At 72.4% G+C, this 20,421-nt stretch carries 18 protein-coding genes; 15 read left to right on the top strand and 3 right to left on the bottom strand.

The window, feature by feature from the left end:
* Positions 1–8 precede the first annotated feature (8 nt).
* On the top strand, positions 9–428 hold the full coding sequence (locus tag ACFWQG_RS12380) for a hypothetical protein (protein ID WP_378507905.1): 420 nt from the start codon (positions 9–11) through the stop codon (positions 426–428).
* Between the two features lie 17 nt (positions 429–445).
* On the opposite strand, the gene ACFWQG_RS12375 is transcribed toward ACFWQG_RS12380, so the two are convergent.
* The 3 genes from ACFWQG_RS12375 to ACFWQG_RS12365 all read right to left on the bottom strand — a co-directional run bounded on the left by ACFWQG_RS12375 (position 446) and on the right by ACFWQG_RS12365 (position 3,435).
* On the bottom strand, positions 446–1,165 hold the full coding sequence (locus tag ACFWQG_RS12375; protein ID WP_378507904.1) for an LppM family (lipo)protein: 720 nt from the start codon (positions 1,163–1,165) through the stop codon (positions 446–448).
* 70 nt (positions 1,166–1,235) lie between these two features.
* Entirely contained in the window at positions 1,236–2,813 is a 1,578-nt protein-coding gene (locus ACFWQG_RS12370) for a phytoene desaturase family protein (RefSeq protein ID WP_378507903.1), read from the bottom strand.
* 31 nt (positions 2,814–2,844) lie between these two features.
* Positions 2,845–3,435 (bottom strand): GNAT family N-acetyltransferase, encoded by a 591-nt coding sequence (locus tag ACFWQG_RS12365; RefSeq protein WP_378507902.1) that lies wholly within the window; start codon positions 3,433–3,435, stop codon positions 2,845–2,847.
* Between the two features lie 160 nt (positions 3,436–3,595).
* Between ACFWQG_RS12365 and ACFWQG_RS12360 the strand changes: the two genes are divergently transcribed.
* From ACFWQG_RS12360 to ACFWQG_RS12295, 14 genes are all read left to right on the top strand, one after another.
* Positions 3,596–3,997, top strand: coding sequence for an SAV_6107 family HEPN domain-containing protein (locus tag ACFWQG_RS12360; protein ID WP_378507901.1), 402 nt, complete (start codon positions 3,596–3,598; stop codon positions 3,995–3,997).
* A 187-nt stretch (positions 3,998–4,184) separates the two neighbouring features.
* Entirely contained in the window at positions 4,185–4,601 is a 417-nt protein-coding gene (locus tag ACFWQG_RS12355) for a DUF3040 domain-containing protein (RefSeq protein WP_378507900.1), read from the top strand.
* 485 nt (positions 4,602–5,086) lie between these two features.
* The gene (gene mraZ / locus ACFWQG_RS12350; RefSeq protein ID WP_378507899.1) at positions 5,087–5,518 is read left to right on the top strand and encodes a division/cell wall cluster transcriptional repressor MraZ; all 432 of its coding nucleotides are present in this window, start codon (positions 5,087–5,089) and stop codon (positions 5,516–5,518) included.
* Between the two features lie 193 nt (positions 5,519–5,711).
* Positions 5,712–6,740, top strand: a complete 1,029-nt coding sequence (gene rsmH, locus ACFWQG_RS12345; RefSeq protein ID WP_378507898.1) for a 16S rRNA (cytosine(1402)-N(4))-methyltransferase RsmH — start codon at positions 5,712–5,714, stop codon at positions 6,738–6,740.
* Between the two features lie 50 nt (positions 6,741–6,790).
* Entirely contained in the window at positions 6,791–7,528 is a 738-nt protein-coding gene (locus tag ACFWQG_RS12340) for a hypothetical protein (protein ID WP_378507897.1), read from the top strand.
* A 125-nt stretch (positions 7,529–7,653) separates the two neighbouring features.
* A complete protein-coding gene (locus tag ACFWQG_RS12335; RefSeq protein WP_378507962.1) occupies positions 7,654–9,441 on the top strand; it encodes a peptidoglycan D,D-transpeptidase FtsI family protein in 1,788 nt (595 codons plus the stop codon).
* A gap of 131 nt (positions 9,442–9,572) precedes the next feature.
* Positions 9,573–11,177: a UDP-N-acetylmuramoyl-L-alanyl-D-glutamate--2,6-diaminopimelate ligase gene (locus ACFWQG_RS12330; protein ID WP_378507961.1), complete on the top strand. Its 1,605-nt coding sequence runs from the start codon at positions 9,573–9,575 to the stop codon at positions 11,175–11,177.
* Positions 11,174–12,685 (top strand): UDP-N-acetylmuramoyl-tripeptide--D-alanyl-D-alanine ligase, encoded by a 1,512-nt coding sequence (gene murF / locus ACFWQG_RS12325; protein WP_378507896.1) that lies wholly within the window; start codon positions 11,174–11,176, stop codon positions 12,683–12,685. The genes ACFWQG_RS12330 and murF overlap by 4 nt, the downstream gene beginning before the upstream one ends.
* Positions 12,682–13,761 carry a phospho-N-acetylmuramoyl-pentapeptide-transferase gene (gene mraY, locus ACFWQG_RS12320; RefSeq protein WP_378507895.1) on the top strand — a complete coding sequence of 360 codons (1,080 nt, stop codon included), beginning with the start codon at positions 12,682–12,684 and terminating at the stop codon, positions 13,759–13,761. The genes murF and mraY overlap by 4 nt, the downstream gene beginning before the upstream one ends.
* Positions 13,762–13,763: 2 nt before the next feature.
* The gene (murD, locus tag ACFWQG_RS12315) at positions 13,764–15,215 is read left to right on the top strand and encodes a UDP-N-acetylmuramoyl-L-alanine--D-glutamate ligase (RefSeq protein ID WP_378507894.1); all 1,452 of its coding nucleotides are present in this window, start codon (positions 13,764–13,766) and stop codon (positions 15,213–15,215) included.
* Positions 15,202–16,872, top strand: coding sequence for a putative lipid II flippase FtsW (gene ftsW / locus ACFWQG_RS12310; protein WP_378507893.1), 1,671 nt, complete (start codon positions 15,202–15,204; stop codon positions 16,870–16,872). The genes murD and ftsW overlap by 14 nt, the downstream gene beginning before the upstream one ends.
* 2 nt (positions 16,873–16,874) lie before the next feature.
* Complete coding sequence (gene murG, locus ACFWQG_RS12305; protein WP_378507960.1) at positions 16,875–18,029, top strand: undecaprenyldiphospho-muramoylpentapeptide beta-N-acetylglucosaminyltransferase; 1,155 nt, start codon at positions 16,875–16,877, stop codon at positions 18,027–18,029.
* A 50-nt stretch (positions 18,030–18,079) separates the two neighbouring features.
* Positions 18,080–19,522 carry a UDP-N-acetylmuramate--L-alanine ligase gene (gene murC, locus ACFWQG_RS12300; RefSeq protein WP_378507959.1) on the top strand — a complete coding sequence of 481 codons (1,443 nt, stop codon included), beginning with the start codon at positions 18,080–18,082 and terminating at the stop codon, positions 19,520–19,522.
* Positions 19,519–20,301 (top strand): cell division protein FtsQ/DivIB, encoded by a 783-nt coding sequence (locus ACFWQG_RS12295; protein WP_378507892.1) that lies wholly within the window; start codon positions 19,519–19,521, stop codon positions 20,299–20,301. The genes murC and ACFWQG_RS12295 overlap by 4 nt, the downstream gene beginning before the upstream one ends.
* The last annotated feature ends 120 nt before the right edge of the window (positions 20,302–20,421 follow it).

Raw genomic sequence — 20,421 nt, 5'->3', positions numbered from 1 at the left:
AGGTCCCGATGATCGAGGTCGTCCGCCGATTCGTCGCCTGCGCCGCCATCGGGGCCTGTTCGGTGCTGACGCCGGTGACCGCAGCCGCCACCGCGGTCACCGTTCCGTTCCAGATCAACCCGGCACCGTTCGGGAACCCGTACGGCAGCCTCGATGTGCCCACGATCCGCTGTGTGGCCGTCGTCGGTGAACAGCCGGGGACGGTGCGGATCACCGGCCCAGATGAGGGCTGGTGGAAGTGCCTGCGCCCCGGCGATGTGCAGTGGCTGAACCTGTCGAGCGGAGCCGCCGGGTCCGCCCCGATGTCGACCGGAGCCGACGGATACCCGGAGGCGGTCCTGCCGACCGGTCCAGGGCGGGTCGTCCTCGTCGCCACGAGCGGCGCGGGCCCATACACCCCGGGCGTCGCGACCGTCCACGTCCCGTAGCAGACCCGCCGGGACGGTCAGTCCCCCTGGATCTTCGCCTTGTTGGCGCCGTCCCCGCGCAGGTAGCGCGGCGAGGTGTCGCGCATCCGGTAGGCCATCACACCGACGATCAGCGCGACACCGAGGGTGACGCCGCCGACGATGCCCGCCCAGCCCGCGAAACCGCGGGTGCTGGGGTCCTGGTAGCGGACCTCGGCGCGGAGGGTGTTGACCTCGCCGGGGGCGAGCTTCCAGGTGACGACCGAATCGCCGTCCCTGGTGCCGTTGGTGGTGGCGACGCGGGCCGGGAACGCGACACTGATCTGCACGTCGCTGCTCTCCGGCACCGCCTTGAGGTCGGCCTTGCCGTCGAGCACCACCACGTCGCCCGCGCGCTGGAAGTTCAGCTGCACCGACGACCCGACCTGGCTGGACATCGACCCGAGCTGCTGGACCTCGCCGAACGTCAGGTCGGTGAAGAACACCTGGGAGCCGACGAAGCCGTCCTGCTTGTACTCCTGGACCCGGACCTTGCCGATCAGCGAATCCGGCGTGGTGAGCTCGGGGCCCTTGTCCTGATCACTGGTGGGGACGGTGGCCGCGACGAGCTGCCCGGACACCCGGTCGTCGGCGGACACCCCCATCGACACCTGCACGCGGAGGCAGCCGGTGAGCAGGGGGACGGCCAGCAGCAGCAGTGCGGTCACCGCCGCCAGGCGGGTGCGGGGGCGTCGATCACGGGTTCGGGTCGTCAGCACCTGGACATGGTGCCAGCCCGGCCCGGACGCGCGAGCGGCGGCACGCCGTCGGTGCGGCTCGGGTCGGACGTCACCTGGGCAGGAGCCGGCGCAACCGGCCGAATCGGCCGTCGGACAACGCCACCCGCGCGGCGCTGCGCCCGCTGGACCCGGATACCCCGCCGCCGGGATGGGTGGACGCCCCGGTCAGGTACATCCCGGTCGCGCCCGGCACCCGGTGGCCGGACAGTTCGGGCAGCGGACGCCACAGGAACATCTGGTCGAGCGACATCTCCACATGCATCACATTGCCTCCGATCAGGCCCAGTTCCGACTCCAGGTCGGCCGGGGTCTGTACCAGGGTGTGCCGGATCGTGGACGCGAAGCCCGGCGCCAGCCGGTCGATCTCGCCGACGATCCGGGTGCCCTCGGACTCGGCGAGGTCGGACCACCGCCTGCCGCCGCTGAGCCGGTACGGATGCCACTGCGACCACAGCGTCGCCTGGTGCTCACCGGGCGGGCACAGGCTCGGGTCGAGGCCGCTGAACGTCATCGCGAGGACCGCCGGGGTCGGCGGCAACTCCCCGGCGAGCGCCGCGCCGTGCGCCAGCCGCAGCTGCGCACGGTCCGACACCAGCAGCTGCAGGCCCGACGTCACGGTCGTGTCCGCGGGGGCGCTCGGATACTGCGGCAGCGCGTCGGTGCCGAGCCGCACGACCATGCCGATCCCCGGGCCGACGCGGATCCGTCGCCGCCAGTCCGCGATCCGGGTGGCGTCGAATCCGCCGGCCTCGAGCAGGTCCAGGGTCGTCAGGATGTGGCAGCCCGCGATCACCGTCCTCGAGCGCACCACGTGCCCCTGCTCGGTGCGGGTCAGCCAGCCGTCGCCGTCCCGGCGCAGTTCCGCGACCGCGTCCCCGAGCCGGATCGTCGCGCCGTCGGACGCCAGCCGGGACGCCAGCGCCGCGGTCAGCGCGCCGCTGCCGCCGATCGCGCGGCCCGGCGGCAGGGTGTGCATGAGGGCAGCGAACCCGACCATCGGCGCGGTGCCCGGCTCGGACATCGGCGGCCCCGACTGGGCGCCGAACCAGGCCAGCGCGGCCCGGAGCCGCTCATCGTCGAACCAGTCGTCGAGCAGGGCGTCCCCGGACGCGAGGAACTCCCGGGACAGGGTGGCCGGGCCGGGGCCCCGGTCGACGCCCCCGAACGCGCGGGCCAGCCTGCCGCCGGTCGGCGGGGCGCCGAACGCCCGCATCACCGCGGCGGTCCGCGGACCCCACACCCCGACGAACCGGCGATACGCGTCGGCATCCCGCGGCGAGCACGCGGCCGCGATCGAGTCGCAGGTGGCGTCTAGGTCGCGGTGAAACACGATGCCGGGCCGCGGGTCTCCTTGCGGGGCGGGCGCGAACGCCCACGGGTCGCAGTCCAGGTAGCGCAGCCCGTGCGCGGCGAGGTCGAGTTCCTCGATGATGCCGGTGTGCCGGATCATGATGTGCGCCGACGAGCCGCGGTCCACCCGGTGCCCCGGGAACCGTTCGACCGTCGAGACGGCGCCGCCGAGTTCGGTGTCCCGTTCGAGCACCTCCACGGACCACCCGGCCCTGGCGAGGTAGCACGCCGAAACGAGCGCATTGTGTCCGGAACCCACCACCACCGCGTCGATCACGCCGCCCAGGTTAGCGATGGGCGCCGACAGGTCAGAGCGGGAGCGGGCGGCCGAGGACGGCGAACGGCCTGCTGTCCCCGGTAAACCGGAAGTGCCGCACGACATCGGTGAAGCCGATCCGGCGGTACAGGCGCCAGGCGCGGTTGTCCTCGTCCGGCACCTCGGGCGTCGACAGCAGCACCCGCGCCTCGGGGCGGCCGCTGAGCAGCCGGTCGAGCAGGGCGGCGCCGGTGCCGTGCCCCTGCGCGCGGGGGGAGACGTGCAGCTCGGTCAGTTCGAAGTAGTCGCCGAGGACGGACTCGATCGTGCCGGGGTCGGTGCCGGACCGCCGCATCCCCTCCCGGACCTGCTGCTGCCACCACTGGTGGGGGGCGCCGCGGTAGCCGTAGGCGATGCCCACCATCGCCTCGGCCCCGGAGGGGTCCGGCGCGAACGCGGCGATCCCGCACCACCCGGCCCGTGCGGTGTGCTCGGCCCACATCGGTGCCCGGTGGACGTCGGTGCCCCTCGGGTAGCCCATGGCCTCGACGTAGATGGACAGGGCCTGGGGCAAGCGGGCGCGCAGATCGGCGGCGGACAGCTCGACCAGGCGGGGTGCGGGGGTGGTGACGACCGGACTCACCCTCTCTCTTGACTCCGTGTCGGTGGGGGCGGTTATATTGTGAAGGTCGAACGAATGTTCGATATCGGCAATCCGGTGGAGCGCGAGGGAAGCGCGCTCCACCGGACTGCACGACAGGCGGTTGTGGGAGTGATCCGGTGACACTGGGGAGGTGTTCGGGATGGCTGTTCGGGTGAGCCTGCTCGACCGGGCGGACGCGTTGTTGGCGGAGGCGGGCCGATCCCGCGACCCGTCGGACCGATTCCGGGCGGCGTACCTGGCCGCGCTGCGGGGTGCCGGTGCCGCCCTTGCCGGGCGCACGCCACGATGCCGGTCCCGGAGCGCCTGGGTGTTGCTCAGTCGGGCCGACCCGGAACTGGCGGGCTGGGCGGACTACTTCGCGGCGCACTCGGAGACCCGGGCGGCGATCGAGGCGGGCATCTCGCGCACCGTCACCGCCGCGGAGGCCGATCGCTTCCACTCCGAGGTGTCCCGGTTCCTGACGGCGGTCGAGGACCGGCTCGCGGCGGTAGGGGCGCTCGCCGGCCGGGGTGACGGGAGTCTCGCCCGCGCGTCGGCGTGAGTCCGGGCGCGGCTGTCCACCAGGGCATCTGCGGGCCCGGGGGGAAACTCGGACAACTCGTCCTCGGAGTAGGTGGTACGCGGTCACGTGTACTCGTATCATTGACGGCAGGTAGCCGCGACCGTCGGCAACCGGTCGAGTCGACCCACGATTCGACCGCCACCATGATGTGCCGGGGGAGGTAGCCGTGCCACTCTCCGAGCACGAGCAGCGGATGCTCGATCAGATCGAGAGCGCTCTCTACGCCGAAGACCCTAAGTTCGCCTCCTCTGTGAGGGGAGGCCGTATGCATGCGGCCTCGAGCAAGAGTCGGATGCAGGCGGGGGCGCTCTTTGTCCTCGGACTCGTTCTCCTGGTTGCGGGCATCCCGCTCGCAACCATCGTGGGCAATGTGTTTCTGATCGTCAGTCTGCTCGGCTTCCTAGTGATGTTTGGAGCCGGAGTCCTGTTCCTTCGGGGATCGGGTCCGGGAGTGAAGGCTGGGTCGGGGGAGAAGTCCGGGCCCACATCGGCGACCGGTAAGCCTTCGGGCGGTCGCCGGAGCGGCGGCGGATTCTCGTCCCGCATGGAAGATCGATTCAAGAAGCGGTTCGAGCAGGAGTAGTCCTCCCGCCCGCCCGCAACGCCTAAGGCGCGACACCAGGTGGTGTCGCGCCTTTGTCGTCGGTGCCCGTGTTTTTATCGGTGCGGTTGTCGTCCGGTGCCCGGGGTGGCGCCCCACCGCCCGGCAGGGCGATCCCCACTCGGCCCCACCGCGTTCGCCCGGGGCGCGTGGCGGTGCCCGTCCGAGGTTGGAATCGGCGCCCGTCCTGGGGATTTCACCGTTGCGGCGACCGCGATGCCGTCGCATTCCCGGTCGTGGTGGAGGACACACGAAGCTTCCCCCACGCTCCGCCACGGTCATGACCTGCATTGACACCATCGCGGTGGCAAGGCGCGCCGACCGCGCAGCTTGAAAGTGGGGGAAAGTGGGGTAACGTGGTGCGCACTGGTTCGCCACGGTGAATCACAGAGTGAGGCCGTTCGTTTTTCGGAACATCCGGTTCTGCGGAACCGGGGATTCCCGTGAGACGCAGGGGAGGTGTCGAGATGTTTCTCGGTACCTACACGCCGAAGCTCGACGACAAGGGGCGGCTGACGTTGCCCGCGAAGTATCGCGATGCGCTGGCGGGAGGTCTGATGGTCACGAAAGGGCAGGACCACAGCCTCGCGGTGTATCCGCGAGAGGAGTTCACGGCGCTCGCCCGACGGGCCGCAGCTGCGTCACGGAGCAACCCGGAGGCCCGGGCCTTCGTCCGCGCGCTCGCGGCGGGGGCCGACGAACAGCACCCCGACGCGCAGGGGCGCATCACCCTGTCCGGTGACCACCGGCGCTACGCGGGCCTGACAAAGGACTGCGTGGTCGTCGGCTCCGTCGACTTCCTGGAGATCTGGGACGCCCAGGCGTGGCGCACCTACTCCGAGGACAACGAAGAAACGTACTCCCAAGCCAGATCCGAGTCCCTGAGCGACATCCTGTAGCCGCCATTCGTCATCGGCGGATGCCGCGAGGCCTCTGCCCGACGCCGACCCTGACGCACTTCCCCAGCGCCAGGTCCGGTGGATCGGACAGAGACCTCGCGGCACCCGCCCCCACCTCGACACTCGATCGGACCCCGATCGCAGCCACGACCGACGAGCAGAGAACACCGAACAGGACCGCAAGGGAGAACGCGTGGACGACGAAGCGAACCCCGCGGCCGATCCCGGCCACACCTCAGGGCAGGAGTTCGGCCACGTCCCCGTGATGCTCACTCGCGCAGTAGAACTCCTCGGCCCCGCGATCACCCGCGAGAGCGCCGACGGCAGCGGCGCGGTGATGATCGACGCGACCCTCGGGCTCGGTGGGCACTCCGAGCACTTCCTCCGGACCTACCCCGGGCTGCACCTGATCGGCCTCGACCGCGACCCGGCAGCCCTGGAGATCGCGGGCGGTCGCCTTGCCCCGTTCGGTGATCGAGTCACGTTGGTGCACACCAGGTACGACGGCATCGCCGACGCCCTCGAGACCGCCGGATACGACCAGGTCGAGTCGGTTGCCGCGATCCTGTTCGATCTCGGGGTGTCCTCGATGCAGCTCGACGAGGCCGACCGTGGCTTCGCGTACTCGGTGGACGCGCCGCTGGACATGCGGATGGATCCGACGCGGGGCCAGACGGCAGCCGACATCCTCAACACGTACAGCCACGGTGAACTGGCCCGGGTGCTCAGCACCTACGGCGAGGAGCGGTTCGCCGGGCGGATCGCGTCGGAAGTGGTGCGGCGCAGGAAGACCGAACCATTCACCACCAGCGCCCAGCTCGTCGAGGTGCTCTACGCGTCGATTCCCGCCGCGACCCGGCGCACCGGCGGACACCCGGGCAAGCGCACGTTCCAGGCCCTGCGGGTGGAGGTCAACGGCGAACTCGACTCGCTGCGGGCCGCGATCCCGGCCGCGCTGGATGCGCTCACCGTCGGCGGTCGGGTGCTGTTCATGTCCTACCAGTCCCTCGAGGACCGGCTGGTCAAGCAGGAACTCACCCCGCGCACCAAGTCCCGGAGCCCGGAGGGGCTGCCCGTTGAATTGCCGGGCATGGGACCGGAGTTCGAGTCGCATACCCGCGGCGCCGAACGCGCGAGCGAGCAGGAGATCGAGGAGAACCCGCGTTCGGCGCCGGTGCGTGTGCGCTGCGTCGAACGGATTTCGAGGAGGGCGACGGCATGACAGTTCCCGTGCGATCGACTGCCGTGCGAGAGCGGGGCAGGACCGACACCATGCGTCCCCGCGCGGGCGGGCGCGCGCCGGCCACCACCGGTGACCGCACCCCGACCCGCCCCACCGGAGGAAGCCGGTCGACCGCCGCGCAACGGGCGTACGCCAAGCGCAGCCAGCGGGCCGAGATCACCGCACCGGTCGTCCGCACGACCCGGGGGTCGCTGACCGCGCGGATCCCGTTCGTGGCCCTGGTCATCGGTTTGCTGTCGGTCGGGCTGGCGATCACGCTGCTGCTGACGACAAGGGCGGCCGAGGACTCGTACAAGCTCAGCGCGGCGAAGGCGCACAATCAGGAACTGGTTGAGCGGAAGGCGGCCCTGGAACGGGATGTCCGCGTTGCGAACTCGGCTCCCGAGCTGGCCAGGAAGGCCGCCCAGCAGGGCATGATCCCGGCCAAGGAGGTGGCCCGACTGGTCGTGGCCGCGGACGGCACCGTCACCGTCGTCGGCGAACCGAAGCCGGCGACCGGCACCCCGGTGACGCCGCCGCCCGCGCCCGCCGCTGCGACCACCCCGCTCCGCGGAAGCGGTGTCGCCGCCGCGAACCTTCCCCCGGTCGGATCCCGGGCGACCACGCCGGAGCCCGCCGCCGCGCCGGCAGGACCGGGCGTCGCCGTTGCCCCGGCACCTGCCGCCACGCCGCAGCCGGTCAATCCTCGGCAACCGGTGGCGGAGCAGGAACAATTGGTCCCCATGGAGCGAGGAGAACAGGCAGGTAACCAGGGCGGTCCGCAGTGAGCGGAGGTCGCCCCTCCCAACCCCGTCGCGCAGCTTCTGGCGGCGGGGTTCGCCGTTCGGGCGGCGCCGCCCGCCGACCGGCGGGCCGTCCGCGTCGGCCAGCAACCGGGGACCGGGCGAACTACCTGTTCCGGCACCGCATCGGCCGGGTCGTGATGTTCGGGGTGCTTGGTCTCGCCGTGCTGCAGCTGCTGTGGATCCAGGGCATTCAGGCGCCGCGGCTGTCCGCGGAGGCGGCCGATCAGCGCTCGACCACCCTCATCGACCCCGCAACCCGGGGCGCGATCACCGACCGCAACGGCAAGCCGATCGCGTTCACGATGGAGGCGAAGGCACTGACCTTTCAGCCGCCGAAGGTCCGCAAGGAACTCGAGGAGGCCGCGAAGAAGAAGGGGGAGGAGCCGAAGGTCAACGACCGGCTCGCCGCCATCGCGAAGGGCATCCACGACCGGCTCGGTGACGCAGCACCGGAGAGGGACGTGCTCGCCAAGCTCAAGAGCAACAAGACCTTCGAATACCTCGCGCGCGGGGTCGACCCGGACGTGGCCGCGAAGATCGCCGACGAGTTCCCGGAGGTCGGCCTGGAGCGGCAGGACATCCGGGAGTACCCGGGCGGTGCGCTCGCCGCGAACCTCGTCGGCGCCACCGGCTGGAACGGGCACGGCCTCCTCGGGCTCGAGGACTCGATGGACTCCACCCTCGCCGGGACGGACGGGTCGCAGACCTACGACCGCGGATCGGACGGCGCGGTGATCCCCGGCAGCTGGCGCGACAAGCAGCCCGCCGTCGACGGCTCCGGGGTCGAGTTGACCATCGACGCGGACCTGCAGTTCTACGTGCAGCAGCAGGCGCAGCTCGCGAAGGACCTGTCCGGCGCGAAGAACGCGTCGGTGGTGGTCCAGGACTCGCACACCGGCGAGGTCCTCGCGATGGCCAACGACAACACATTCGACCCGTCGATCGGCGTCGGCAACAACATCGACCGGGAGATGGGCAACCCGTCGGTCAGTACCCCCTTCGAACCCGGATCGGTGAACAAGATCATCACCGCCGCCGCCGCGATCGAGGACGGCCTGACCACCCCCGACGAGGTGCTCCAGGTGCCGGGCACGATCCAGATGTCCGGGGTGTCGGTGAAGGACGCGTGGGATCACGGCGTCGTCCCGTACACCACCACCGGGGTGTTCGGGAAGTCCTCCAACGTCGGAACGCTGATGCTCGCGCAGCGGGTCGGGGAGGACCGATTCGCGGAGATGTTGACCAAGTTTGGGCTCGGGCAGCGCACCGAGGTCGGGCTGCCCGGGGAGAGCGCGGGCAGCGTCCCCAGCCGCGACCAGTGGTCGGGCGGCACGTTCGCGAACCTGCCGATCGGTCAGGGCCTGTCGATGACGCTGCTGCAGATGACGGGGATCTACCAGGCGATCGCCAACGACGGCGTGCGGATCCCGCCGCGGATCGTCCGCGCCACCATCGACGCGGACGGCAACCGCACCCCCCTCGAGCATCCGGAGGGCATCGAGGTGGTCAGCGAGCAGACCGCGACCACGGTCCGCGACATGTTCCGTTCGGTCACCCAGCGGGACCCGATGGGCTACCAGCAGGGCACCGGCGTCGGGGCCGCCGTCGAGGGATACCAGGTCAGCGGGAAGACGGGCACCGCGCAGCAGGTCGACCCGAACTGCCAGTGCTACTCGAACTCGAACTACTGGATCACGTTCGCCGGGATCGCCCCCGCCGACAATCCGCGGTTCGTGATCGGGATCATGCTCGACGCTCCGGTCCGCAGCGCCGACGGGTCCGGCGGCCAGTCCGCCGCGCCGCTGTTCCACAACATTGCCGCCTGGATGCTGCAGCGCGACAAGATCCCGCTGTCCGCGGACCCCGGCCGACGGTTGGTGCTGCAGGCCGACTGACCGACCCCGTCCCACCGCCGCCGGATACCCGGTCGAATCTGTGTTTCCCCGGCCACGCCGGTAACGTGACACGTCGGTTCACGGCCGACACGACCGTACCGATCGCCCACCGAACGCTCGAGAGGAGTCACCTGCCCGTGCACGGGAGCAACGACAGCGCCGAGGCAGGGTCGACGGCTGCGGCACCGGGATCACGCCCCGGGCACCCCCCGCGCACCGCGGTGACGACGCTCGCGGACCTCGTCGGGGCCCGGCTGCACCGGAACGACGCGGCCGCCGACCCGGTCGTCGTCACCGGCATCGACCTGCGGGCGCAGGAGATTCGGCCCGGTGACCTGTTCGCGGCGCTCCCGGGAACCCACGCGCACGGCGCCGATTTCGCCGCCGCCGCTGCCGAGCGGGGGGCCGTCGCCGTCCTCACCGACCCGGCGGGCCTCGATCGGATCGCGCGGGCCGGCATCCCGCTGCCGGTGCTGGTGCATCCGGACCCGCGCGCGGTGCTCGGCGCCGTCTCGGCCGCCGTCTACGGCACCCCGTCGCAGCGGCTGCGGATCGTCGGCATCACCGGCACCTCCGGGAAGACCACCACCTCGTACCTCGTCGAGGCAGGCCTGACCGCGGCCGGACGCCGCCCGGGCCTGGTCGGAACCATCGAGACCCGGATCGACGGCCGCCGGGTGCCCAGCGCCCTGACCACACCGGAGGCGCCGCAACTGCAGGCGCTGTTCGCGGTGATGCTCGAACGCGGCATCGACACCGTGGTGATGGAGGTGTCGAGCCACGCCCTCGCGCTCGGGCGGGTCGACGGCACCGCGTTCGCGGTCGGCGCCTTCACCAACCTGTCGCAGGACCACCTCGACTTCCACCGCGACCTCGACGACTACTTCGGCGCGAAGGCCCGCCTGTTCGACCCGGCGTCGACCGTGCACGCCGCCCGCGCGGTGGTGTGCGTCGACGACGAGTGGGGCAACCGGATGGCCGCGGTCGCCGGACCCGGCACGGTCACCGTCGGCACCCGCGGCGACGGCACCGCCGGATGGACCGCCTCGGACATCAGCACCGGCGCCGACGGCGGCCAGCGGTTCACCGTCAGCACGCCGGACGGCCGCGCGATGACCGCGACGCTGCGGCTGCCCGGCCGCTACAACGTCGCGAACGCGCTGCTCGCGCTCGCGATCCTGCACGAATGCGGCGTCGAACCGGAGGACGCGATCCGCGGCCTCGCCGCCGTCGACGTGCCGGGCCGGGTGCAGCGCATCGACCGTGGCCAGCCGTTCCTCGCGGTCGTCGACTACGCGCACAAGCCCGCCGCACTTGAGGCCGTCATCGCCACCCTCCGCGGGCAGAGCGACGGCAGGCTCGCCGTCGTCGTCGGCGCGGGCGGCGACCGCGACCACGGCAAGCGTCGGCTGATGGGCGAGGCCGCCGCCGCTGGCGCCGACCTGGCGGTGATCACCGACGACAACCCCCGCAGCGAGGACCCGGCCGCGATCCGGGCGGCACTGCTCGACGGCGCCCGGGCGGTCCCCGCGGACCGGCGCGGCGAGGTCAGGGAGATCGGCGACCGGGCCGCGGCGATCGCCGCCGCCGTCGACTGGGCGGGCGCCGGTGACGTCGTGCTCGTCGCGGGCAAGGGACACGAGATCGGACAGGAGATTGGTGGGGTGAAGTACCCATTCGACGACCGCGAGGTCCTCGCGAATGCCATCGACCGCGTGACGGGGGCCAGCCGATGATCGCGCTGTCCCTGCGGCGCATCGCCGAGATCGTCGGCGGCACCCTGCACGACGTCCCCGACCCGGACGCCGTCGTCACCGGCACCGTCGAGTTCGACTCACGGAAGGTCACCGCGGGCGGACTGTTCCTCGCGCTGCCCGGCGCCCGCGCCGACGGCCACGACCACGCGGCTGCGGCGATCGACGCCGGTGCGGCCGCGGTCCTCGCCGCCCGCCCGGTCGGGGTGCCCGCGATTGTCGTCGAGCCGCTCGGTCCGTCGGGCAGCAACGCGATGGCCCTCGAGCACGACACCGACGGCTCCGGTGCCGCGGTCCTCGGCGCGCTCGGCGCGCTCGCCGGCGCCGTCACCGCCGAGCTGCCCGACCTGACCGTCGTCGGGGTCACCGGCTCGTCCGGCAAGACGTCCACCAAGGATTTGCTCGCCGCGGTCCTGGCCCCGCTCGGATCGGTGGTCGCGCCGCCCGGCTCGTTCAACAACGAACTCGGGCATCCGTGGACGGCGCTGCGCGTGGACGCCGACACCCGGTTCCTGGTGCTGGAGCTGTCCGCCCGCGGCGTCGGGCACATCGCGCACCTGGCGGCGACGGTGCCGCCGCGGATCGGTGTCGTCCTCAACGTCGGGACCGCGCACCTCGGCGAGTTCGGCTCCCAGCAGGCGATCGCGGTCGCGAAGGGGGAACTGGTCGAGGCGCTGCCCGCCGCCGCCGACGGCGGTGTCGCGGTCCTCAACGCCGACGACCCGCTGGTCGCGGCGATGGCCACCCGGACCCGCGCCCGGGTCGTCACGGTCGGGCAGTCGGCGTCCGCCGACGTGCGGGCCGTCGACATCCGCCTCGACGATCAGGCGCGCGCCGAGTTCACGCTGATCGCCCCGCAGGGCAGCGTCCGCATCGCGCTCGGCGTGCACGGCGAGCACCAGGTCGGCAACGCGCTCGCCGCCGCCGCCGTCGCCCTCGAGTGCGGGGCGGGCATCGAGCAGGTCGCGGCCGCGCTCGGCGCCGCCCGCGCCGTGTCGGCGAAGCGGATGGACGTGCGCACCCGCGCCGACGGCGTCACCATCGTCAACGACTCCTACAACGCCAACCCCGACTCGATGCGGGCCGCGCTCAAGGCCCTCGCGTCGATGAGCCGGGCCGGTGCCGAGCGCCGCCGCACCTGGGCGGTGCTCGGCGAGATGGCCGAACTCGGCGCCGACACCGTCGTCGAGCACGACGCGATCGGCCGGTTCCTGGTCCGCCTCGACGTGACGAAGCTGATCGTCGTCGGTGACGGGCGACCGTCGCACGGCCTGCACCAGGGCGCCGTGATGGAGGGTTCGTGGGGCGACGAGTCGACCCTGGTGCCCGACGCCGACGCGGCGATCGAGATCCTGCGCCGCGAGGTGCGGCCCGGCGACATCGTGCTGGTGAAGGCGTCCCAGTCGGTGGGGCTGTGGACGGTCGCCGAGGCACTGCTGGCCGATCCGGCGGTTGATGTTCACGAGACGAGCGAGGAGCACGACCGGTGAGACAGATTCTCTTCGCGGGCGGCATCGCGTTGGCGGTGTCGATCCTGCTGACCCCGGTGCTGATCAAGATGTTCTCCCGGCAGGGCTTCGGGCAGGAGATCCGGGTCGAGGGGCCGGCCAGCCACCAGGCCAAGCGCGGCACCCCGACGATGGGCGGCGTCGCGATCATCATCGGCCTGTGGGCCGGCTACTGGGGGTCGCACCTGATCGGGATCGGGTACAACGCCGAGGGGCCGACCGCGTCCGCGCTGCTGGTGCTCGGGCTGACCACGGTCCTCGCGGGCGTCGGCTTCCTCGACGACTTCATCAAGATCCGCAAGCAACGCAACCTCGGCCTGAACAAGACCGCGAAGCTGGCCGGTCAGCTGATCGCGGCCGTGCTGTTCGCGATCCTCGCGCTGCAGTTCCGCAACGACGACGGCCTCACCCCGGGCAGCACGCAGCTGTCCTACGTGCGGGACATCGCGACCGTGTCGATGGGCTCGATCGTGTTCATCCTGTTCGTGTACCTGCTGGTCAGCGCCTGGTCGAACGCGGTGAACCTGACCGACGGCCTGGACGGCCTCGCCGCCGGGTCGATGACGATGGTGCTCGGCGCCTACACGGTGATCACGTTCTGGCAGTACCGCAACGCCTGCGCCACCAACCCCGGCAAGGGCTGCTACGACGTCCGCGACCCCCTCGATCTGGCGCTGATCTGCGCGGCCGCCGCCGGTGCCTGCATCGGCTTCCTGTGGTGGAACGCGGCGCCGGCGAAGATCTTCATGGGCGACACCGGGTCGCTCGCCCTCGGCGGCCTGCTCGCCGGCCTGTCCATCGTCACCCGCACCGAGCTGCTGATGGTCGTCGTCGGCGCGCTGTTCGTCGCGGAGGCCGCGTCGGTGGTGATCCAGGTCGCGGTGTTCCGGTCCAGCAGGCGCCGGGTGTTCCGGATGGCGCCGTTCCACCACCACTTCGAGCTCGGTGGCTGGGCCGAGACCACCGTGATCATCCGGTTCTGGCTGCTCGCGGCGATCGCGTCTGCGGTCGGGCTCGCACTGTTCTACAGCGAGTACCTCGCGGTGGTCGGGGACTGACGGTGAAGGTGGAGTTGTCGCGGCTGCGCGACGCACCGGTCCTCGTCACCGGCGCGGGCATCTCCGGGCGCGCGCTGATCGCCCCCCTGCGCGATCTCGGCGCCGAGGTCACCCTCACCGACGGCAACGCGGACGCGCTCGCGGCAGCCGCGGCCGAACACGCGGTCGCGACCGTCACACCCGACGAGGCCGTCGCCGCGGCCGCCGACTTCGCGCAGGTGATCACCAGCCCCGGCTGGCGCGCCGATTCCCCGGTGCTCGCCGCCGCGGCTGGCGCCGGGGTCCCGATCTGGGGCGACGTCGAATTCGCGTGGCGGATCGACCGGGCCGAGATCTACGGTCCGCCCCGCCGGTGGCTGGTGGTGACCGGAACCAACGGCAAGACCACCACCACCTCGATGCTCGAGTCGATCCTGCGGGCCGCGGGCATCGCGGCCGTCGCCTGCGGCAACATCGGGCTGCCCGTCACCGACGCGCTGCGCGCGCGGCCGCGGCACGACGCGCTGGCGGTGGAACTGTCGAGTTTCCAGCTGTTCTGGGCGCCGTCCGTGCACCCCGCCGCAGGCGCCGTCCTCAACATCGCCGAGGACCACCTCGACTGGCACGGGGGGATGCGGGGCTACATCGACGCGAAGGCGCAGGCCCTGACCGGTGACGTCGCGGTCGTCGGACTCGACGATCCGGTCGCGGCGTCCCTGGCCGGGGGAGCCCCGGCCGCCCGCACCGTCGGGTTCCGGCTCGGCGTCCCCGGACCCGACGAGCTCGGCGTCGACGGCGGCCGCCTCGTTGACCGCGCGTTCGGGTCCGGCGAGTTCCTCGCCGACATCGACGACGTCACCCCGCCCGGCCCGGCCGGGCTGATGGACGCGCTCGCCGCGGCGGCGCTGGCCCGGTCGATCGGCGTCGAGGCCGCCGCGGTCCGGGACGGGCTGCGCTCGTACCAGGTGGGGCCGCACCGCGCCGCGCGGGTCGCGGACGTTGACGGCGTCACCTACATCGACGACTCGAAGGCCACCAACCCGCACGCCGCCCGGACCTCGCTGCTCGCGCATCCGCGGGTGGTGTGGATCGCGGGCGGGCTGCTCAAGGGTGCCCGCGTCGACGACCTGGTCGCCGAGGTCGCGGATCGACTGGTCGCCGCGGTCCTGTTCGGCCGTGATGCCGGCGATATCGCGGACGCACTCGCCCGACACGCGCCGCAGGTCCCCATCCGGCGGATCGAACCGGGGCACGATGAACGGGTGAGTGCCACCGACACGCCCGATGCGGTGATGGCCCGCGCGGTCCGGGTCGCCGCCGATGCGGCGACGCCCGGTGACACGGTGCTGCTCGCGCCCGCCGCGGCATCGCTGGACATGTTCACCGACTACGGGCACCGCGGCCGGAGCTTCGCTGCGGCGGTGCGGTCGCTCGGCGACGCCCCGGACGGCACCCGGGACCATGTCGACGGCTGAGAGCGCCCGCCCCGCGCGCGGCGGCCGCCGCGCCCCCGACCGGGCACAGTCCGACCGTGCGCGTCCCGACCGGCAACGTTCCGACGGGCACCGTTCCGACCGGCCCCGGACCGCGATGGAGCGGTCGGCGCAGTCGGTGACGGCGGTCCGTGCCCGGTTCGGGGCCTGGCTGTCCCGGCCGCTCGCGTCGTTCCACCTGGTCGTCACGATCGCGACCCTGCTCACCGTCCTCGGCCTGGTGATGGTGCTGTCCGCGTCGAGCGTCGAGGCGTACGCCGACACCGGATCCGCGTACAGCATGTTCACCACCCAGCTGATTTTCGCGCTGCTCGGCGCGCTGCTGTTCTATGTCGCGCTGCGGATTCCGGTGCACCTGTTGCGGGCGCTCGCGCTGCCCGGTTTCGTGGTGTCGCTGGTGATGCTGTTCCTGGTCCTCATCCCGGGCATTGGCACGTTGTCGGGTGGTGCCCGCCGCTGGTTCACGCTGGGGACGTTGTCGTTCCAGCCGTCCGAGCTGGCGAAGGTCGCGCTGGTGATCTGGGGCGCGCACGTGCTGGCCACCCGCCGGCCCGGTGCCCCGGTGAAGGAACTGCTGATCCCGCTGGTGCCGGGTGCGCTGCTGGCGTCGCTGCTGGTGATCCTGCAGCCGAACTACTCGACGACGGTCACGTTCGTGATCGTGGTCGGCGCCCTGCTGTGGTTCGCGGGCCTGCCGCTCAAGCTGTTCGCCGGGGTGGTGTTCGGAGTCGGCGTCGGCGCGGTGATCCTGGCATTCTCCGCCGACTATCGCGCCGCCCGCATCTTCGGCTTCCTCAACCCCGGCGACGACCCGCAGGGCGCCAACTATCAGAGCAGGCAGGCGAAGTTCTCCCTCGCCGACGGCGGACTATTCGGCCGCGGACTCGGCCAGTCCCGCGCCAAGTGGAACTACCTGCCGAACGCGCACAACGACTTCATCTTCGCGATCATCGGCGAGGAACTCGGATTCATCGGGTGCGCCGCGGTGATCGGGCTGTTCGCCCTGTTCGTGTACACCGGGCTGCGGATCGCGATGCGGTCGGTCGACCCGTTCCTGCGGCTGCTCACCGCGGCCGCGACGACGTGGATCCTGGCGCAGGCGATGATCAACATCGGCTACGTGATCGGCCTGCTGCCGGTCACCGGCCAGCAGCTTCCGCTGGTGTCGGCGGGCGGCACCTCGACGGCGATCACGCTGCTGATGTTCGGCATCGTCGCGAACGCGGCCCGACACGAGCCGGAGGCGGTGGCGGCCCTGCACGCAGGCAACGACGGCCGGTTCGGCAGGCTGCTGCGGCTGCCGAAGCCGGAGCAGTATTCGCCGGGGAAGGTGGCGGCAGCGCAGCGCGCCGCCGCCGAGAAGGCGGACCGGAAGCGGGCCGCGCAGCGGGAGGCGCAGCGCCGCGCCGCGCAGCAGCGGGAACGGCGCCGTCACGAGGACCAGCGCCGGCGGGACGACCAGCGCCGCCGGGACCAGCAGCGCGGCGGGGAGCCGCAGGCAGGCCGGGGCATGCGGGGACCGGGCCAGGACCCGCGGCGTCGGCAGGCACTAGCATCGGACCCGCGGCGGGACCGGTCCTCCGGGCGCCGCGACGACCGTCATGACCGTGGCTTTGGTGAACGAGGATTTCGTAGGTGAGTGTGAGCGGTAGATCGTCCGGCCTGTCCGTCGTCGTCGCGGGGGGTGGCACCGCCGGGCACATCGAGCCCGCCCTCGCGGTCGCCGACGCGCTGCGCCGACTCGACCCAACGGTGACGGTCACCGCACTCGGCACCGAACGCGGCCTCGAGACCACCCTGGTCCCGGACCGCGGATATCCCCTCGAACTGATCCCGCCGGTGCCGCTGCCGCGCAAGCCCACGATGGACCTGCTGCGGCTGCCCGGCCGGGTCCGGGCCTCCGTCCGCCGCACCCGCGAGGTGCTCGACGCCGTGAACGCGGACGTGATCGTCGGCTTCGGCGGCTACGTCGCGCTGCCCGCCTACCTGGCCGCGGGCAGAGGGTTTGCGCGGCCCCGCCGCGGTGGACTCACCCGCAGGCGCCGCGCCATCCCGGTCGTCGTGCACGAGGCCAACGCCAGCGCGGGCATCGCCAACAAGATCGGTGCCCGGGTCGCGGCCCGGGTCCTCGCCGCCGTGCCGGACAGCGGGATCGGCCGCGACGCGCAGGTCGTCGGCATCCCGGTCCGCTCCTCGATCACCGGCCTCGACCGGGCCGGGCTGCGGGCGCAGGCCCGCGCCCACTTCGGGTTGCCCGCCGACGGGCCCGTCCTGCTCGTGACCGGCGGATCGCAGGGTGCGCGTTCGCTCAACGACGCGGTGTCCGGGGCCGCCGAGGCGCTCGCCGCGGCGGGCATCTCGGTGCTGCATGCGCACGGACCGAAGAACACCCTCGACGTCGCGCAGCACAACCCGGCCGCCCCGTACGTCGCGGTGCCCTACCTGACGCGGATGGACCTCGCGCTCGCCGCCGCCGACGCGACCGTGTGCCGCTCCGGCGCGATGACCGTCGCCGAGATCTCCGCGGTGGGACTGCCCGCGGTGTACGTGCCGCTGCCGCACGGCAACGGGGAACAGGAACTCAACGCGCGGCCGGTTGTCGCGGCGGGCGGCGGGCTGCTGGTCGCCGACGCCGACCTGACCCCCGCGTTCGTCGCCGACACGGTCGTGCCGTTGCTGCGCGACCGGGACCGGCTCGCCGCTATGGGGGCGGCGGCCGCCGGTGCCGGGCACCGCGACGCCGCGGACACGGTCGCACGGGTGGTTCTCGACGTCGCGAAGGGTGGTCAGCGGTGAACGCGAACGGTGGATCGGTGGCTCTGCCCCCGCATCTCGAGCGGGTGCACATGGTCGGGATCGGCGGCGCGGGCATGTCCGGCATTGCCCGAATCCTGCTGGCCCGCGGCGGTCAGGTGTCCGGGTCGGACGCCAAGGAGAGCCGGACGGTGCTTGCGCTGCGGGCCCGCGGGGCGGAGGTGCGGATCGGGCACGACGCCAGCGCCCTCGACCTGCTGCCCGGCGGCCCGACCGTCGTGGTCTCCACCCATGCCGCGATCCCGAAGGACAACCCGGAACTGGTCGCCGCCGCGGAACGGGACATCCCGGTGATCATGCGGCCCGAGGTGCTGGCGTCGCTGATGGCGGACCACCGGACCCTGCTGGTCGCCGGGACCCACGGCAAGACGTCGACGACGTCGATGCTCGTCGTCGCCCTCCAGCACTGCGGTGCCGACCCGTCGTTCGCGGTGGGCGGCGAACTGAACGAGGCGGGCACCAATGCGCACCACGGCTCCGGGGACGTGTTCGTCGCGGAGGCCGACGAGAGCGACGGGTCGCTGCTGCAGTACGACCCCAACGTGGTGATCGTGACCAACGTGGAGGCCGATCACCTCGACTTCTTCGGCACCGCCGAGGCGTACGTCCAGGTGTTCGACGACTTCGCGGACCGGATCCTGCCGGGCGGCGTGCTGGTGGCGTGCCTGGACGATCCCGGGTCCGCGGCACTCGCCGAGCGGGTCGCCGCACGCGGCCTGCCGATCCGGGTCGTCGGATACGGCGCTGATGACCCGGCGGGCACGGTCCCGGTCGATGCGCGGCTGCTGACCTGGGAGCCGCGGGACGTCGGCGGCGTCGCCCGGATCCAGCTGTCCGGGGAATCGGCGCCGCGGGAACTGCGGCTGTCCGTTCCGGGGCGGCACATGGCGTTGAACGCGCTCGGCGCGCTGCTCGCGGCGAGGGAGGCGGGGGCCGACGTCGACGAGATCGTCGAGGGCATCGGCGGCTTCGGCGGCGTGCACCGGCGTTTCCAGTACACCGGCCGGGAGAACGGTGTCCGGGTGTTCGACGACTACGCGCATCACCCGACCGAGGTACGGGCGGTGCTCGGCGCGGCCCGCGAACTGGTGCGCGGGTCGGGTGGCCGGGTCCACGTCGTGTTCCAGCCGCACCTGTACTCGCGGACCGCGGCGTTCGCGACGGAGTTCGGCGAGGCCCTCGACCTCGCCGACGAGGTGGTCGTGCTCGACGTGTACGGGGCGCGGGAGAAGCCGCTGCCCGGGGTCAGCGGCGCGCTGGTCGCGCAGGCGGTGACCCGGCCGGTGCACTACCAGCCGGACCTGTCGATGGCGCCGCGGCAGGTCGCCTCCCTCGCGCGCAGCGGCGACGTGATCATCACGATGGGTGCCGGTGACGTGACGATGCTGGGCAAGGAGATCCTCGGCGCCCTCGCCGCGGCACCCGGCTCCCGGATGCGGCCGGACGCGGCGGGACGGTCCGGGGACCGGGCATGACCCCCCGTCGGGGGTCGGGCCGGGCCACGGCGGCTGCCGGGGCCCGCGGGCCGGTGCGGGGCCGCACCGGTGCCCGGCCGACCCGGGTGACGTCCGGATCGGGGAAGGCAGCGGCGCGGCGCAACCGGAAGCCGCTCTACCTCACCGCGGCCGCGGTCGTCGTGCTGATCGCGCTCGGGCTGGTGCTGTGGCTGACCCCGCTGCTGTCCGCCCGCACGATCGCCGTCGTCGGGAATGCCGGGGTGCCGACCGAGGAGGTGCTTGCTGCGCTGTCGATACCGTCGGGACAGCCGCTGCTTCGGGTCGACACCGGCGCCGCGGCGCAGCGGGTTGCGGCGATCGCGAAGGTCGATCACGTCCGGGTGGAGCGGGAGTACCCGTCGACGATCCGGGTCACCGTGACCGAGCGGCAGCCGGCGGTCTTCTACGACACGCCCGAGGGGACGCATCTGATGGACGCGTCCGGGGTGGCGTACGCGATCGAGCCGGCACCGTCAGGCCTGCCGCGGCTCGCGGTGGATCGGCCGGGCCGAGACGATCCGGCGACGCGGGACGCGTTGACGGCGCTGAGTTCGCTGCCCCCGCAGCTGCGGCCGCAGGTGACGGAGGTGTCGGCGGGGTCGCTGTCGGACATTCACCTCACCCTCGCGGACGGCAGGCAGCTGCTGTGGGGGAGCGCGGACCATTCGGACCGGAAGGCGGCGATTGTCGTGCCGCTGCTCGGCCAGCCCGGTCAGGTGTACGACGTGTCCAGCCCCGACCTGCCGACGATCCGGTGAGGCGAGCCCGCGCCGGATCACCCGACAAATCGGCGTGTCGACCGGCGCGCCTGCTGGCCGAGCACCGTGGCCGGCCGTAGCGTTTCGCCTCAGTCATCCACTTGACATAACCATAACTCT

Source organism: Rhodococcus sp. NPDC058532, from assembly GCF_042719255.1.
Classification (GTDB): Bacteria; Actinomycetota; Actinomycetes; order Mycobacteriales; family Mycobacteriaceae; genus Rhodococcus_G.
The sequence above is the reverse complement of the archived record's forward strand: the minus strand, read 5'-3'. Positions and strand labels throughout refer to the sequence as shown.

Bases quoted from the DNA above. Each gene is read 5' to 3' on its own strand.
- ACFWQG_RS12380 (WP_378507905.1), top strand. From the start codon at position 9: ATGATCGAGGTCGTCCGCCGATTCGTCGCCTGCGCCGCCATCGGGGCC.
- ACFWQG_RS12360 (WP_378507901.1), top strand. From the start codon at position 3,596: ATGGCTGTTCGGGTGAGCCTGCTCGACCGGGCGGACGCGTTGTTGGCG.
- mraZ (WP_378507899.1), top strand. From the start codon at position 5,087: ATGTTTCTCGGTACCTACACGCCGAAGCTCGACGACAAGGGGCGGCTG.
- ACFWQG_RS12340 (WP_378507897.1), top strand. From the start codon at position 6,791: ATGCGTCCCCGCGCGGGCGGGCGCGCGCCGGCCACCACCGGTGACCGC.
- murF (WP_378507896.1), top strand. From the start codon at position 11,174: ATGATCGCGCTGTCCCTGCGGCGCATCGCCGAGATCGTCGGCGGCACC.
- ftsW (WP_378507893.1), top strand. From the start codon at position 15,202: ATGTCGACGGCTGAGAGCGCCCGCCCCGCGCGCGGCGGCCGCCGCGCC.
- murC (WP_378507959.1), top strand. From the start codon at position 18,080: ATGGTCGGGATCGGCGGCGCGGGCATGTCCGGCATTGCCCGAATCCTG.
- ACFWQG_RS12295 (WP_378507892.1), top strand. From the start codon at position 19,519: ATGACCCCCCGTCGGGGGTCGGGCCGGGCCACGGCGGCTGCCGGGGCC.